Below are 15,490 nucleotides of genomic sequence, written 5' to 3' on the forward strand. Positions count from 1 at the left end.
CGCAGCTTTCGCGCGGGGGCCGGTCGTGGTGCGGGGGTGGCGGGTCGGCACGTTGGGTACGGAGTTCTCGGCTCGGGGGCGAGCGGGGGGGGGCGCTGTGGGTAGTGGAGTTCGCTCAGGCGGGGGTGCGGGAGGCGCGTTTTTGGGCTTGGAAGGCGCGGAGGGCTTCGTAGCGGTCGGCGGAGCGGGCCTGGCGTTTGGCGGCCTCGTCTTCGCGCGACTTGGGTGGGGCCGTGGTGACGAGACCGTCGAGGAGGGCGCGGGTCGCGTGAGCGATCTGCTCCACCGCCTCGTCGAAGACCGCCTGATTCGCGCGCGACGGCTTCGTCGTACCCGAGATCTTGCGCACGAACTGCAGGGCCGCGTCGTGGCACTCCTCGTCGGTGGCGGCAGGCGCGAGGTTGTTGAGCGGGATGATGTTGCGGCACATGCCTGCCAGGCTAGGCCGCCGACCCGGCCGAGTCGACCCCCGTCGGCGCGACCCCGCGCATCCGTTGGCAGGCCCAGGGCCAGCGCGAACTACTGCGCGGGGGCGTCGGTCGACGACGACAGCACGAGGGCGTCGCCGACGGTCTGGCGCACGAGGTCCCAGTCGGGGTTCTCGGGGTCGATGAGCGGCGGGGTGAGCTCGACGTTGTCGATGGGGAGGTCTTTGGTCTTGAGCGCCAGGTCGACGAAGTAGGCCAGGGTCGACTGCGGGATGTCGGTCTTCACGACCTGCGCCCCCGCCGCCGCGATGCCCTGGAACTTCGACAGCACGTTCACCGGATCGAACTGCTGCAGAATCGCGGTCTGCAGCTGCCGCTGCCGCTCCATGCGGTCGTAGTCGCTGGTGGAGTGGCGGGAGCGGGCGTACCAGAGCGCGGTGTAGCCGTTCATGTGCTGCTCGCCGGGCCAGATCCAGCCCTCCACCTCGTTGAGCTCCTCGTCACCGCCCATCGGGAGCGCCTCGGTGACGTTGATGTCGACACCGCCGAGGGCGTCGATGAGGTCGGAGAAGCCCTGCATGTCGATGAGCACGTAGTACTGGATGGTGAGGCCCAGGGCGCCCTCGATCGCATCCTTCGTCGCCTCGATGCCGGGGAGGGAGCCCTCGGCCTCCGCGTTCGGGTAGAGGTCGGTGTCGTAGGCCTCGACGCGCGGGTAGAGGAAGCTGATCTGGCAGTCGCTGCCGCAGTCGTAGACGCCGTCGGGGGCGTAGTCGGTGCCGATGAGCGGCGAGTCGGCGGCGATGGGCACCTGCTGCAGGTCGCGCGGAATGCCGATCATGGTGGCGCGGCCCGTGTCGGCCTCGATCGAGACCACGGTCATGCTGTCGGGGCGAAGGCCCTCGCGGTCTTCTCCGGCGTCGCCGCCGAGCAGCAGGATGTTGTAGCGGCCGTCGACGGGGGGCTCGGCCGCCGCCTGCACCGAGAAGATGCTGTTGACCAGGTCGCGCTGCACGCCGGCGAGGTAGCCACCCCACACCGCACCGCCCGAGGTGAGGGTGAGGAGGATGACCGAGAACGCGGCGATCGCGGGTCGCGCCCGCGGGCCGGCGCGCACCAGGCGCACGAGCCGCAGCGTGTCGAGCGTGAGCACCACCCAGAGCAGCGCGTAGGCGACGAGCACGACCTGCACGATGGTGAGCGGTATCGGCAGCGTGGCGATGGAGAACATGACCTGCGGCCAGATCTGGTAGATCACGAACGCGAGGATGGCCGTGATCCAGAGACCGAAGGTGAAGTAGAGGCCGAAGCGGCCGAGCTTGCGGTTGCCCGCGAGCACCTGGGCGGAGCCCGGGATGAGGAGGTTCAGCACCACGAGCCACCAGCCGCGCACGGTCATGGCGCGGGGCGAGGTGGTGTCGGGGTAGCGGATGGGGCTGGCGGTCGTGCCGCCGGCGGCGCCGTAGGCGCGCGCGCCCGAGCCGGCGCCTGCTCCCGGCACTGCTCCGGCATACGGATGCGCGGTCATGCGATGCGCTCCTGCAGCGCGGTGTTCTTCTCCTCGACCAGGTCGACGAGGCCGGCGCGGTAGGAGTCGAGGGCGGTGGCGAGGCGCTCGGCCTCAGCGTCGGTCGCGCTCGCGCTCGCCAGGATGCTCACCGCAAGCAGCCCCGCGTTCTTCGCCCCGCCGATCGACACCGTGGCCACCGGGATGCCCCCCGGCATCTGCACGATCGACAGCAGCGAGTCGAGCCCGTCGAGCTTCGCCAACGGCACAGGCACCCCGATCACCGGAAGGGTGGTCACGGCCGCGACCATCCCGGGCAGGTGCGCGGCACCGCCGGCGCCCGCGATGATGACGCGCAACCCGCGCTCCCGGGCCGACCGCCCGTAGGCGACCATCTTCTCGGGGGTGCGGTGCGCCGAGACGACCTCCACCTCGAACGGCACGTCGAAATCTCGCAGCACCTGCACGGCGTCGCTCATCACCGAGAAGTCGGAATCCGACCCCATGATGACGCCCACGATCGGGCCCGGTCGGGTGGAAGCTGAGGGCATGCCCCCCATGCTAGGTCTCACCCCTGGAAGAACGCCGCAGCGGCACGCGCCCTCTCGCGACTCGCGAACTCACTCGGGGAGGTAGTCATTCAGCTCCTCCAACACGGCGTCGGAGACCGTGTTCGGCCCGCCGAGCACGACAATGTCGTATGGCGCGAGCCGGCGGAGCTCGGCGGCCACCGCACTGGGGATCTCGTCGCGCCGCACCAGAAGAACCGGAGCGCGAGAATCGATAGCGGATGGACCGGCGGCCAGCGCATCGGGGAAGACTTCACCCGACGCGATATACACCGTGAACGTGTGCTTCCTGAACGAACCAGCAGACGCCGCTGCCGACACCGCGTACCGGTCGCTACCGTCGATCCGAACGACCGGAGCATTCGCCGCAGCGGCAGCGGCGTCAGCAACATCTGCGCCCACGGCATTGCTTCCACCGAGCACGACGACTCGCGCCGGTGCGAGACGGGTCAGCTCGGCAGCGACCGCGGGCGGAAGGGCGCCTTTCGGCGTCAGGAGCACAGGGCCCGCCTCTCGTCCGCTCAAGGGCGAGGCCGACAGCGCATCGGGAAACACCTCTCCGGAAGCGAGATAGACAACCGAGGCGCCCTGTGGGAACACGCTCTGCGACACGGCCACCGACGTTGCATATCGGTCTGCCGCTGCGATCCGCTCGACACTCCGGCCAGGCGCTTTGAGTGCGTTCTCCACCGCGGCGGATACCGTCGCCTCACCCCCGAGAATGACGACCTTCCGCGCCCGGAGGCGCAAGAGTTCAGCACGGGTGGTATCCGGTAGCGATCCCTTTGCTACCAGCAGGACCGGCCCCTTCCCTTGTCCCGCCGCAGCCGCACCCGCCAGGGCATCGGCGAACCCCTCGCCGGAAGCCACATACGCAACCGGGACTCCCGGAGGGAACGACGATCGCGACGTCGCCGCAGCCACCGCGTACCTATCCGCGCCACCAACACGCGTCACCGCGGGCCCCGGCGTGGTGTGCGGTTCGAGCAGCTGTAGCTCGGGTGGCACTCCCCCACCCCAGTGCACCGCAATGAGTTGGTGTGTCGCATCGACCACCTCCAGCTCGACATACAAGTCGCTGGACGCCGTGCCCACCAGGCTGAGATCGTCCGTACGGAGGACGCTGATGCCGTCAGCGGGCGTGATGTCATGTGCCAGATAGATCACATGACGCTCCTCGTCTACCCCGACATCCGTAATGGTCCCCGCGAGAGGCAGGGACTGGGTGATCTTTTCGAGCGTGACGAGCTCTCGGCTCTCGACGCGCATGCCGAAGGGCGCACTTGTGACAACTAGCAACTGCTCACCGCTGACAGCCAAGTGGACCGCCGGCCGGTCGAGGCGAAGAGTCGTGAAGGATCCATCGGACGCAAGGCGAATGAGCGACGACGTGCTCGGGTCGGAGATGTAGAAATCGCCCCGCTCGTTGTCGACGGCGACAGCGCCGGCGGCGAAGCCAGGCGACATCAATCGGCTACTTCCATCACCGAGGTCGACCAGAGCGATGGCGGCGGGATACTGGTAAGAGACCAGGGCGCGATTCGTCGATTCATCAATTGCTTTGAGCAGCCCGTAGGATCTGCCGGTGGCGACCCGGGCCACTAGCGAGCCCTGCGTCGGCGACGCCGGACCGTCGTCAAGCGCCACCACCTCGTCAGAGCCGGAAGCGCTGTCGAGCATCAACACCTGGTGGGTGGTCGAATTGACGAGGAGCCCGGTGTTCAGCCTAGGTATGGTGGCGATGGTGACCGGAGCCAATTCACTCATCGAACCACTCGAGAAGTCGTACCTCATCACGGTGCCCGCGCCGCGATCGTACATGTAGGCCCTCCTCGTGTCGCTGTCGACACCGAGACCAAAGAAATCATTTGTCTTCGGCACAACGCCGGAGACCACTTCGAAGGACACCGATGAAGGCGCTGCCTCGGCTGGTGCACCAGCGAGAACCGGGCCAACCATCATCGCTACGGCAATGACGCCAATGCCAGCAAAGCGAGCTACTCTCATCTACCCATCATAGATGAAACTCGATGAAAAATCAGTTCTGGAAGAACGCCGCAGCGGCACGCGCGGAGAAGACGACCTCGTCGAGGTCGTCGCCCGAGACGGTGACGTGGCCGATCTTGCGGCCGGCGCGGGGCTCCTTGCCGTAGAGGTGGAGCTTCGCGGTGGGCTGGTCGGCGAGCGCGGCGGCAGCCGGGCCGTCGAGGTCGCCGTCGGCGGGGCCGCCCAGGATGTTGATCATGGTCGACCACGGCGCCCGGTGCCCGGTGGCCCCGAACGGCAGGTCGAGCACGGCCCGCAGGTGCTGCTCGAACTGGCTGGTGGTGCTGCCGTCGATGGTCCAGTGGCCGGTGTTGTGCGGGCGCATGGCCAGTTCGTTCACCAGGATGCGCTCATCCGTCGTCTCGAACAGCTCCACGGCGAGCACGCCGGTGACACCGAGCTCCTCGGCGATCGTGGTGCCGATGCGCGCCGCCATCTCGGCGACGCGCCCGGCCGAGCGCGGAGCCGGCGCGAACACCTCGGCGCACACCCCGTTCTGCTGCACCGACTCGACCACGGGCCAGAGCGTCACGGCGCCGCTCGGGCGCCTGGCCACCAGCTGGGCGAGCTCGCGCCTGAAATCGACGAGCTCCTCGGCGAGCAGCGCTCCCCCGCGGCCGTCTTCGTCGAGGGCGAGGAACCACTCCTCCACCTGCGCCGCCGCGGTCACGACCCGCACGCCCTTGCCGTCGTATCCCCCGCGCGCCGTCTTCACGACGGCCGAACCGCCGTGCTCGGCGATGAAGTCGTCGAGCTGCTCGACGGTCGAGACCGCGGCCCAATCGGGCATCGGGATGCCGAGCTCACCGAGCCGTTCGCGCATCCGGAGCTTGTCTTGGGCGAACTGCAGCGCATCCGGCCCCGGGTGCACGGGAACCCCGGCGTCGACGAGCGCCCGCAGCACCGCCTGGGGCACGTGCTCGTGGTCGAAGGTGACGACGTCGACGGTCTCGGCGAAGGCGAGCACGGTGTCGCGGTCGGTGTAGTCGCCGACTCCGGTGGCGGCGATGGCCGCCGACATGCCCTCCGACTCGGCGAGCACCTTGATGTCGATGCCGAGCTCTATGGCGGGGGGCACCATCATCCGTGCCAGTTGCCCGCCGCCGATCACACCCACGCGAAAAGTCACGCGTCCAGAATAGCGGCGGGCGGGTGGCCGGGCGGTGGGCCGGCGCCGGATGCTCAGCCCGGCAGCCGGTGGAAGGTGGGGGTCGGATGCTCGGTGAGCTCCCCGAGCATCGCCGCCACCAGCCGCGCCGACGGCAGGTCGCGGAGCACCACCGTGAGGTCGGGCCCGGCCGTCACGTGCACGTTGCCCGCCGAGAACAGCGCCTGCAGCGGGGTGCGGCGCAGGCGCACGTCGGTGACGCGGGCCAGGTAGAGGTCGCGACGGTGCCGCACGAGCAGGCCGGTGCGGGCGATGATGCGGCGCGACGTGATGGTGTAGCGGTGCCCGAGCCACGCGATGAACGGCAGCAGCACGACGAAGAACAGCAGAGCGGATGCGCCCACCAGCGCCAGCAGATTCTGCCAGTCCTCGGGAAAGCGGCCGCCGTAGTACCCGTAGGCGGTGACGGTCGCGAGCAGCACGAGCACGGGCAGCGTGAGCCGACGCGCGTGCGGGCGCACCCGCAGCAGCACGACCTCGGGCGCGGCCTCCCGCTCGCGCAGCGGGTCGACCACCGCGGTGTACCCGGCGGGCGCCCGCGGCGTCGCCGCCGGCGCGCCGTACCCCGCCCCGGGCCCGACGCCCGCCTGCGGGTAGGCGCCTGCGGCCCCGGGCGCACCCCACCCGAACCGCTCCGTCGCGTCGTGGTCGCCCGCGCCCCGCGGGCCCAGCCCGTACCCGCGCCCGGTGGGCGCCACCCGCTCGGTCGCATCATGCTCGGCGGCGCCCCGCCCGTACCCCCGCCCGGTCGGCGCCACCCGCTCGGTGGCGTCGGGGTCGCTGCCCCCTCCCGCGCCGCGGCCGGCGCCGCGCCCGCGCGCCGATCGGCCGATCTTCCTCGTGGCAGCTCGGTCGGACGGGCTTTCGCGCGCCGCATCCCACCCGAAGCGCTCGGTGGCATCCCGGTCGTCGCCGGCGGGGACGGCGTCGAACCCGGAGGCGTCGCCGCGCAGCACCGCCGTGAACGAGTCGGTGTCACCCCTCGAGCGCTTCGCCATGGCGCTCATTCTGCCCCGCCACCTGGGTAATCCCCCGAAGCCCCGCCGCCGCCCGCGCCTCTGCCGGCTCATCCACCTGTACGGCGCAGCGGACTTCTCCTCCGGTCACCGTACGACCAGCCGTACGTCCGGACTCCGGGCTCAGTCAGGCAAGTATGAAGCGAGGTCAGACTCGAGTCGTTCGTCGATGGTTCTTGGGCCGCCGACTACCAGGATCTCGTAGGGGCTCAGATGTGTCAGCGCGCCGGAGACCGCGGCAGGGATCGACTGTTGTTGCACGAGCAGGACGGGGCTTCCGTCAGCTATGGCGGCGGCCGCGGCTGCTAGTGCATCGGGGAAGACTTCACCGGACGCCACATAGACGCGATAAGTACTCTGCGAGAACGACCGAGCAGCGACACCAGCGGAGACGGCGTAGCGATCTACGCCGTCGACCCGGACAACTTGTCGAATCGTGCCCAACTGATCGATGACTTTGTCACTGATCGTGTTGGTGCCACCCAAGACGATCACGCGATCAGGATTCAGCCGCTGGATTTCCGCCTCTACCGACGTCGGTATTCCATCCCGCCTCACCAGAAGGATCGGCGCGCGCTCACGGCCGGCCGCAGCCGACCCTGAGAGCGCGTCGGCGAAGACTTCTCCCGACGCGACGTACACCGAACGGGCACCAGAGCTGAAGACCTCCTTCGAGAGGGCGGCCGAGACGTCGTATCTGTCGTTCCCGCCGATACGGCTGATCGGGCCGAATGGACGAAGCTCGTTAATGACGTCCTCAGATATTGACGCTGCCCCCCGACCACAACGATGCGCTTCGGAGCCAGGGCACTGAGCGCCTGCCGCGTGGCCGCCGGCAACTTGTCCCGCTCGGTCAGGACGACCGGCGAGCGAGAGTGGCCCGCAGCAGCCGCTCCGGCAAGGGCATCAGGAAAGTTGAGTCCCGTGGCGACATACACGGTGTCGATGCCCCTGGCGAAGGTGTCGACGGCGATGGCAGACGCCACCGCAAAGCGATCGGCTCCGCCGATCCTCCTCACCGACGCAGACGGGTTCAGCAATGGCCGATACATCGTTACTGCGGCCGGAATGTTGTACTTGTCCGATACGAACACCGAATGGGTCGATGGATCGAGAGCAACTGCTTGGAGGTAATTGGCAGTGCTCACAAACGCCTCCGGCTCGAGCGTCGAAAGCTGCAAGAGGTCGATTCCTTTTCGGATGCTGCCGTACGCGACGTACAACAGATGCAGGGACCTGTCGATCGCGAGCGCCACTTCAGGCGAGTCGAGAGGTGTCGACTGCGCAACCAGCTGCCAATTTTCGGTCGAGTAGAGCTCGATTCGGTAGTCCACGCCTCGATTGACGACGATCGCAAGGAGCTCGCCAGAGAGAGCGAACCGACTGGTCCGCCCCCCGATTTCGTGTTTGGTGACCGAACCCGCAGCGTCGACTGTGGCAACAATCCCGTCGCTGATTGTGGTGAAGGCAACATGCGCCGCCTCGTCGACGAAAATCTGACTGGGACTTCCCCCAGTGTCTGCCGTGACGGTAGAGCCATCGGCCTCGGCGATCACAAAGACTTTTCCGTAGGGACTTGAGGCGAAAATTGTGCTGGTCGACTCGTCAACGGCTAGCCGGACAATGTCGCTCCCAACCGGATACTGACGTATCACCCGACCGTAATTGGCGGACTTCGGGTCGGCGTCAATCGAGGTGAAGTAGAAGGAGTTGAGGCTCGTGACGAACAGCAACCCAGATGCGTTGTCCAGTGTCACGGAGAGCGGCCGGAACACGTTCGTCAACTGCGTTCGCAGCGTCATGGTCGACTCTGCGACGTCGTACACCTGGATCGTCCAGTTGGTGCGATCGACGACGTAGGCAAGACCGTTTTCCGAATCGACCGCCGCGAGGCTTGGGTCCCGACCGTCTCCGGGGTTGACCGACGCCACGGGCGTCAACGCCACCTGCCGCGGAGCAGCTTGGACCGCAGCAGAATTACCGATCGTCGCGGTCAGGAGCACAGCGAGAAAAGCGAGCCCACCGAGAACACGTCTGCTGAATTTCGTCATCATAAAGCGACAATACCTCAGTTGAGCATTCTTCACACAGGGGAGGATCCTCGGAAAAGCTGGCGGGTCAGGGGGCGTGGCGGAGGTGGGTGACGTCGCCGGCGGCGACGATGAGGGGCTCGGGGGTGTCGTCGAGGTCGATGACGAGGCGGCCGTCGGCATCGAGCTCGCGGGCGGTGCCGGTGCGGAAGACGCCCCCGGGCAGCTCGACCCGCACCGCGCGCCCGAGGGTCGCCGACACGCGTGCGGCCTCGGCGATGAGGCCCGACGCCACGGCGTCGCCGCCGTGCGCCGTCCACCGCGCGTAGAGCTGGGCGAAGTCCTCGAGGTAGCCCGCGAGCACCGAGTCGAGGTGCACCGGGTCGACCCCGGCCAGCGCGAGCGATGTCGCCGTCGCGGTCGGGAGCTCGTCGGCGGTGAGCGTGAGGTTGACGCCCGCCCCGATGACGAGCCCCGAGGCATCCGGCAGCAGCTCACCGAGGATGCCGCACACCTTCTCCTCCCCGATGAGCACGTCGTTCGGCCACTTGAGCCCGACCGGCAGGGCGGCGAGCGCGTGCGAGCTGCGCAGTCGCGCCGAGGCGACGAGCCGCCCCACCACCCGCGCCATCGCCACCCCGGCGATGAGCGGCACCGCACCCCACCGCTCGGTCGACACCGGCGTCGGTCCCGCCCCGGGCCGCACGAGCACCGACACGGCTAGACACTTGCCCGCTGGAGCCGTCCATCCCCGCCCCAGGCGGCCCTTGCCCGCCACCTGGTCGTCGGTCGCCACCACGGCGAGGTCGGGCCACTCGACCGAAGACGCTCCAGACGCCTCACCCACCAGCACCTCGTTCGTCGACCCCGCCTGCGGCAGCCACACGAGCTTCTCGGCGACGGCCTCGGAGAGCGGCAGAGACGGATGCTTCGGCGTACGCATGCCGCAAAACTACCCGACCGCGCATCCGTCGTTCACAACCTGAGCGCATCCGTTTGGAGGGTTTCGTCAACGAGGAAGCGCATGTACTGGCCGGTAGAGTGAACCGCGTGAGTGAAGATCTGACCTCTGCCCAGCCCGACATGTACACGACGGCGGGCAAACTGGCCGACCTGAAGAACCGCTACCACGAGGCCGTGACGGCATCGGGAGCCGCGGCCATCGAGAAGCAGCACAAGCGCGGCAAGAAGACGGCGCGCGAGCGCATCGAGCAGCTGCTCGACCACGGGTCCTTCGTCGAGATCGACGAGTTCGTGCGGCACCGCACCCACGCCTTCGGCATGGACAAGTCACGCCCCTACGGCGACGCCGTCGTCACCGGCACGGGCACGATCCACGGCAGGCAGGTGGCCGTCTACGCGCAGGACTTCACCATCTTCGGCGGCTCGCTCGGCGAGGTCGCGGGCGAGAAGATCATCAAGGTGATGGATCTCGCGCTGAAGACCGGCGTGCCCATCATCGGCATGCTCGACTCGGGTGGTGCGCGCATCCAGGAGGGTGTCGTCGCGCTCGGCAAGTACGGCGAGATCTTCCGCCGCAACACCGCCGCGAGCGGCGTCATCCCGCAGATCTCGATCGTGATGGGCCCGGCGGCGGGCGGCGCGGTGTACTCCCCCGCGCTCACCGACTTCGTCATCATGGTCGACAAGACCAGCCAGATGTTCGTCACCGGCCCCGACGTGATCAAGACCGTCACCGGCGAAGACGTAGGTATGGAGGAGCTCGGCGGCGCCCTCACCCACAACAGCGTCTCGGGCGTCTCGCACTACCTCGCCAGCGACGAGGACGACGCGCTCGACTACGCCCGCGCCCTGCTCGGCTTCCTGCCGCAGAACAATCTCGCCGAACTGCCGGTGTACGACAGCGAGATCGAGCTCGAGATCACGGATGCGGACCGCAAGCTGAACACGATCATCCCCGATTCGCCGAACCAGCCGTACGACGTGCACACCGTCATCGAGCACCTCGTCGACAACGGCGATTTCCTCGAGACCCAGCCGCTCTATGCCCCGAACATCGTCGTGGGCTTCGCCCGCATCGAGGGCCGGAGTGTCGGCATCGTCGCCAACCAGCCCAGCCAGATGGCGGGAACGCTCAACATCGAGGCCGGCGAGAAGGCCTCCCGCTTCGTGCGCTTCTGCGACGCCTTCTCCATCCCGATCCTCACCCTCGTCGACGTGCCGGGCTACCTGCCGGGCACCGACCAGGAGTGGACGGGCGTCATCCGCCGCGGCGCCAAGCTGCTCTACGCCTACGCCGAGGCCACCGTGCCGCTCGTCACCGTCATCCTCCGCAAGGCCTACGGCGGCGCCTACATCGTCATGGGCTCCAAGCAGCTCGGTGCCGACATCAACCTGGCCTGGCCGACCGCCGAGATCGCGGTCATGGGCGGTCAGGGCGCCGTCAACATCCTGTACCGAGGCGAGATCAAGCGCGCCGAGGAAGCGGGAGAGGATGTCGCGGCCGTGCGCACCAAGCTCGCGAACGAGTACACCTACAACGTGGCGTCACCGTTCCTCGCGGCCGAGCGCGGTGAGCTCGACGGCGTGATCGAGCCCGCGGCTACGCGCGTCTCCGTCACCAAGGCTCTCCGGGCTCTGAAGACGAAGAGGGCTTCGTTGCCGCCGAAGAAGCACGGGAACATTCCGCTGTAGGGCGGGGCGAACGAGGGGGAGGAGGGGGCGCTCGGCTACGCCTTCGCTGCGGCTGCGGCCGCTTCTCGGGCCTGCCAGGCGGAGGTGACCATGTCGTCCAGGGTGTGGCGCATCTTCCAGTCGAGGTCGCGGGCGGCTAGGTCGCCCGTGGCGACGATCTGGGCGGGGTCGCCGGGGCGGCGGGGGGCTTCTTCGGGGGTGAAGTCGATGCCGGTCGCCTTCGCGACGGCGGTCATGATCTCGCGCACGGACACCCCGTCGCCCGAGCCGAGGTTGTAGGCGGGCTCGAGGGGGTCGCCGGCGTCGAGCTTCTTCGCGGCCGCGACGTGGGCGAGGGCGAGATCGGCGACGTGGATGTAGTCGCGCACGCAGGTGCCGTCGGGAGTGGGGTAGTCGGTGCCATTGATGCGCGGGGTGCGGCCGTCGAGGAGGGCGTCGAAGATGAGCGGGAAGAGGTTGTGGGGGCTGGTGTCGTAGAGGGCGGGGGTTCCCGAGCCCACGACGTTGAAGTAGCGCAGCGACGTGTGCTTGAGGTCGTCGGAGACGCCGAGGTCGCGCAGCAGCCATTCGCCGATGAGCTTCGACTCGCCGTAGGGGCTCTCGGGCGCCTTCGGGGTGTCTTCGGTGACGATGTCGGTGGGCGGGGTGCCGTACACGGCGGCGCTCGACGAGAACACGACCTTGTCGACGCCCTGGTCGCGGGCGGCCTGCAGCAGCACCGCCATGCCGGTGACGTTCTGCTCGTAGGTGTGCAGCGGCCGCTGCACCGAGACCCCGGCGTACTTGAACCCCGCCACGTGGATGATGCCGGTCACGCCGTGCTCGGCGATCGTCCGGCGCACGAGATCACCGTCGAGGATGGTGCCCTGCACGAACGGCACGTCGTCAGGCACGAAGGAGGCGTGCCCGCTCGACAGGTCGTCGAGCACGACCGGGTCGAGACCCGCTTCCTTCAACGCGACGACGACGTGTGAGCCGATGTAACCGGCTCCTCCGGTGACCAACCAGGACATGGGTTCCTTTCAGGACTAGCGCACCAGAGTGCGGCTGTGTTCATTTCAGCGCACCAAGGTGCGCACGAGCGACACGGCCTCCTTGGCCGACATCGTGGGCAGGTAGGCCTTGCCGAGCGCCCCGCCGATGGTGGGCAGCGCGAGCGGATCGGGGTAGGCCATGTAGATCGTGGAGTAGCTCGGGTTGAACTTCGCCTTGAACTTGAACAGCGACGAGAAGCCGTAGGCCGGCTCGAGCGTCTTCGCGAGGAACTCGCTCAGCCCGGTCATCACGGTGGGCGCGGGCGGCTCCTCCCCCTTCGGCACCGGCGCCTGCGCGAGCGGCGCGCCGGAGAGGCTCAGCACCTCGACGCCCTCCTCCTTCATGTGCAGCGCGCTCGAGGCGATGAGGTACTCCATGGTGCCGCCCATCGACTCGTCGGCGCGGCGCATGAAGTCGAGCGTGTACCCGACGGCCCTGCCGTCGCGGTACATCGGCAGCCAGCTCGTCACGGCCGCGATCCGCCCCGAGGCGTCGAGCGCCAGCATGAGCTTCACGTCGGGGTCTTTGATCTCCTCGAGCGCCCCGAGCGTGAACCCCATCTCGGGCAGCTCCTTCTCCGACACCCAGGCCTCCGAGATGGCGTTGATCTGGGCGATGTACGGGCGGGACAGCTCGTCGTAGGTGGTCCAGAGCGTCGTCATGCCCTCGCGCACGCCGCGGTTCAGCGACGACCGCACGTTCTGCCAGGCCTTGCCCGTCATCTCGAGCGTCTGCGGGTGCATGAGCGTCTCCTCGCCCACCGACATGTACTGCCACTCCATCTCGTCGAAGACGGGGAGGAACTGCTCGTGCACGCTGTAGAACACCGGCACCCAGCTGTTGGCGTCGCAGAACGCGGCGAAGTCGCGCACGGTCTGCCGCTCGTCTCCCGGCTTGCACACGGGGTCGGACATCGTGATGGCCACACCGTTGATGACTCGGTAGGCCACCGCGGCGTCGCCCGCGGCGTTGAACCAGTAGACGTTGCCCGGCCACGTCGTCATCCAGCCGAGCGTGCCACCGCCACCGCGGCGCAGCAGTGCCCGGATGCGCTGGTGGTCTCCCACGCGCACCGTCTGGTCGTCGGCGGTGAGCAGCTGCAGCGAGGCGAGGGTGAACACCGCCCAGAACGCCGGGCCAATCCACTGGAACAGCACCAGCACGAGTCCTGGCGGCGGCACCAGAGCATCCTGGGTCACACCGATGATGGTGACCGGGAGGAAGCGCCGGGGCAGGTCGAGCACGAGCTCCACGACGGTGGTGCCCTGCGGGATGTAGGCGCCCACCACGAACGCCCCGGCGACGCTGTAGACGAGGGCCAGCACCGCGAAGGCGGCGGCGACGGTGACGGAGAAGCGGATGACCGCCTCGCGGGGCGACTTGAGGGCGAAGCGCTTGCGGTTGACGAACAGCAGGATGGCGACGGCCGCGGGAACGGCCACCGTCGAGCCGCCCCAGACGATGTACTCGCCGATGTCGATGGCGGCGAGCCCCGTGGTGTCGGTGGCGTCGGTGGAGGTGAAGGAGGCGACCAGGCTGAGGAAGACGAAGGCAAGCACGATCTGCCCGAGGTTCACCACGATGCCGAGCCAGAGCGCGAAGCGTCGCCCCCGCCGCAGCCCCCAGGCCGCGACGAGCAGCAGGGCGAGCGGCACGAAGGTCTGCACGATGGGGCCGATGCCGCCGAGCTGCGCGAGGCGCTGCACGTCGTCGCAGACGGCCGAGCTCGCGTTCGCGCAGAGCTCCTGGATGTCGCTCGCGGTGGGGAAGATGTCGCCGTAGAAGCTGCCGGCGAGCCCGAAGGCGCCGCTGCCGTTGGGGTCGAGCCACGAGGTGAGCGGCCCGACGGCGACGATCACGACGATGGCCGCGATGAGCACGCGCGCCTCGACGAAGGAGCTCTTCAGCCAGGTGACGCGGCGCGACCTCCCCGAGATGACGTGACCGATGACGAGACCGGCGATCGCGGCGATCAGCCGGTAGACGGTCGAGGTGTCGCCGACGTAGAGCGCGAACATGATGAGCAGGCCGAACGCCACGAGCCGTACCCGACGCCGCCACAGCGGCCCCATCAGCGAGCTGGCGGCGAGCAGGGCGCCGACGATGGGGGTGAGCGGGTCGACGGTGAGGTCGTAGCTCGTGCCGTCGGCCCACCACTCGCCGGCGAGCGAGCCCACCCACTGCAGCAGCACGCCGAGGCCCACGCCGATGAGGCCGGTGACGAGGAAGACGGCGACCATGCGGAGGCGACCGAGCAGGCGCTCGGCGACACCGAGCAGCACCAGCGAGGCGAGGATGCCCGCCACCAGCTGGAACGGATCCCACGGGATGAACAGCGCCGTGAACACCGTCCACCAGTGGCCCATGTCGACGACGGTGGTGACGCCGGCCGCCCAGGTGTCTTCGGTGATCTCCGAGGGCGGGCCGAAGAAGGTCCCCGCGACCAGGGAGGTGATGAGGATGAGCACGGCGAAGGCGATGCTGAGCGGAATGGTGGCGAGATACCGCCGGGTGAACGCGAGCGTGTTCCTCATCCTGCTGATCCCCCTCCGGTGCCTGGCTCTAATGTAGCCTCGACGGTGTGACCGATTCGACAGCCGCCGAGCTGCAGCAGCCGCTCATCCACGTGCTCACCCCCGGTGTGACCGCCGACGAGGTGGCGGCCGTGACCGCGGTGATCGGTGCGGCGGTCGAGGAGGAGCTCGACGAGCTCCACGACGAGGTCGTGATCGACCCGTCGGCGTGGGAGCGCAGTCAGCGTGCCCTGCGCGCTCCCCTGCACCCCGGGCCGGGCGCCTGGCGGGGTTTCAGCGCCTGATCGGGTGGGCTCCCCTGCCCGCCGCCTTGTCTGGATGCTCGGTGTGAGAATTCTGAGGAGGATGGCGAAAATGTCCTCCGAAATACCTACTGTGCTGTTGCATCCGAGCCGCGAAGATTGACGTTGCTAGGTGTGGCTCTTCGGAGCTTCACCGCCGGATCGGGCCGACTAGGGTAAGCGGGCCCGGTTCCGGGGGCGAGTCAGGGCGATATTCGGGT

At 68.5% G+C, this 15,490-nt stretch carries 13 protein-coding genes; 2 read left to right on the forward strand and 11 right to left on the reverse strand.

Annotated features, from left to right (window positions below; translation table 11 throughout):
* Positions 1-115: 115 nt before the first annotated feature.
* From HL652_RS12970 to HL652_RS13010, 9 genes are all read right to left on the reverse strand, one after another.
* Complete coding sequence (locus HL652_RS12970) at positions 116-430, reverse strand: DUF2277 domain-containing protein (RefSeq protein WP_171705708.1); 315 nt, start codon at positions 428-430, stop codon at positions 116-118.
* 89 nt (positions 431-519) lie between these two features.
* Positions 520-1,956, reverse strand: coding sequence for an LCP family protein (locus tag HL652_RS12975; RefSeq protein WP_371743509.1), 1,437 nt, complete (start codon positions 1,954-1,956; stop codon positions 520-522).
* Complete coding sequence (purE, locus tag HL652_RS12980; RefSeq protein ID WP_216603891.1) at positions 1,953-2,486, reverse strand: 5-(carboxyamino)imidazole ribonucleotide mutase; 534 nt, start codon at positions 2,484-2,486, stop codon at positions 1,953-1,955. The genes HL652_RS12975 and purE overlap by 4 nt, the downstream gene beginning before the upstream one ends.
* Positions 2,487-2,555: 69 nt before the next feature.
* Positions 2,556-4,511 carry a cell wall-binding repeat-containing protein gene (locus HL652_RS12985; RefSeq protein ID WP_171705710.1) on the reverse strand — a complete coding sequence of 652 codons (1,956 nt, stop codon included), beginning with the start codon at positions 4,509-4,511 and terminating at the stop codon, positions 2,556-2,558.
* Positions 4,512-4,542: 31 nt separating this feature from the next.
* Positions 4,543-5,679, reverse strand: coding sequence for a 5-(carboxyamino)imidazole ribonucleotide synthase (locus HL652_RS12990; protein WP_171705711.1), 1,137 nt, complete (start codon positions 5,677-5,679; stop codon positions 4,543-4,545).
* Positions 5,680-5,732: 53 nt separating this feature from the next.
* Positions 5,733-6,716: a PH domain-containing protein gene (locus HL652_RS12995; RefSeq protein WP_171705712.1), complete on the reverse strand. Its 984-nt coding sequence runs from the start codon at positions 6,714-6,716 to the stop codon at positions 5,733-5,735.
* Between the two features lie 141 nt (positions 6,717-6,857).
* Positions 6,858-7,229, reverse strand: coding sequence for a cell wall-binding repeat-containing protein (locus HL652_RS13000; RefSeq protein WP_171705713.1), 372 nt, complete (start codon positions 7,227-7,229; stop codon positions 6,858-6,860).
* Positions 7,230-7,288: 59 nt separating this feature from the next.
* A complete protein-coding gene (locus HL652_RS13005) occupies positions 7,289-8,788 on the reverse strand; it encodes a cell wall-binding repeat-containing protein (RefSeq protein ID WP_171705714.1) in 1,500 nt (499 codons plus the stop codon).
* Between the two features lie 64 nt (positions 8,789-8,852).
* Positions 8,853-9,707: a biotin--[acetyl-CoA-carboxylase] ligase gene (locus HL652_RS13010; RefSeq protein ID WP_171705715.1), complete on the reverse strand. Its 855-nt coding sequence runs from the start codon at positions 9,705-9,707 to the stop codon at positions 8,853-8,855.
* A gap of 140 nt (positions 9,708-9,847) precedes the next feature.
* Here HL652_RS13010 and HL652_RS13015 point away from each other — a divergent pair, with 140 nt between their 5' ends.
* Positions 9,848-11,419 carry an acyl-CoA carboxylase subunit beta gene (locus tag HL652_RS13015; RefSeq protein ID WP_171707337.1) on the forward strand — a complete coding sequence of 524 codons (1,572 nt, stop codon included), beginning with the start codon at positions 9,848-9,850 and terminating at the stop codon, positions 11,417-11,419.
* Between the two features lie 35 nt (positions 11,420-11,454).
* Here the strand turns inward: HL652_RS13015 and galE are convergent, their stop codons facing one another.
* Positions 11,455-12,432, reverse strand: a complete 978-nt coding sequence (gene galE, locus HL652_RS13020; protein ID WP_171705716.1) for a UDP-glucose 4-epimerase GalE — start codon at positions 12,430-12,432, stop codon at positions 11,455-11,457.
* Between the two features lie 45 nt (positions 12,433-12,477).
* Positions 12,478-14,988, reverse strand: coding sequence for a rhomboid family intramembrane serine protease (locus tag HL652_RS13025; protein ID WP_171705717.1), 2,511 nt, complete (start codon positions 14,986-14,988; stop codon positions 12,478-12,480).
* 47 nt (positions 14,989-15,035) lie between these two features.
* Here HL652_RS13025 and HL652_RS13030 point away from each other — a divergent pair, with 47 nt between their 5' ends.
* Positions 15,036-15,272, forward strand: coding sequence for an acyl-CoA carboxylase subunit epsilon (locus HL652_RS13030; protein WP_171705718.1), 237 nt, complete (start codon positions 15,036-15,038; stop codon positions 15,270-15,272).
* Positions 15,273-15,490 lie beyond the last annotated feature (218 nt).

This window comes from Herbiconiux sp. SALV-R1, from assembly GCF_013113715.1.
Classification (GTDB): domain Bacteria; phylum Actinomycetota; class Actinomycetes; order Actinomycetales; family Microbacteriaceae; genus Herbiconiux.

Coding starts and splice junctions, on each gene's coding strand:
- HL652_RS13010 (WP_171705715.1), bottom strand. CDS start 9,707: ATGCGTACGCCGAAGCATCCGTCTCTGCCGCTCTCCGAGGCCGTCGCC.
- purE (WP_216603891.1), bottom strand. CDS start 2,486: ATGCCCTCAGCTTCCACCCGACCGGGCCCGATCGTGGGCGTCATCATG.
- HL652_RS12985 (WP_171705710.1), bottom strand. CDS start 4,511: ATGAGAGTAGCTCGCTTTGCTGGCATTGGCGTCATTGCCGTAGCGATG.
- HL652_RS12970 (WP_171705708.1), bottom strand. CDS start 430: ATGTGCCGCAACATCATCCCGCTCAACAACCTCGCGCCTGCCGCCACC.
- HL652_RS13005 (WP_171705714.1), bottom strand. CDS start 8,788: ATGATGACGAAATTCAGCAGACGTGTTCTCGGTGGGCTCGCTTTTCTC.
- HL652_RS13025 (WP_171705717.1), bottom strand. CDS start 14,988: ATGAGGAACACGCTCGCGTTCACCCGGCGGTATCTCGCCACCATTCCG.
- HL652_RS13015 (WP_171707337.1), top strand. CDS start 9,848: ATGTACACGACGGCGGGCAAACTGGCCGACCTGAAGAACCGCTACCAC.
- HL652_RS12975 (WP_371743509.1), bottom strand. CDS start 1,956: ATGACCGCGCATCCGTATGCCGGAGCAGTGCCGGGAGCAGGCGCCGGC.
- HL652_RS12995 (WP_171705712.1), bottom strand. CDS start 6,716: ATGGCGAAGCGCTCGAGGGGTGACACCGACTCGTTCACGGCGGTGCTG.
- galE (WP_171705716.1), bottom strand. CDS start 12,432: ATGTCCTGGTTGGTCACCGGAGGAGCCGGTTACATCGGCTCACACGTC.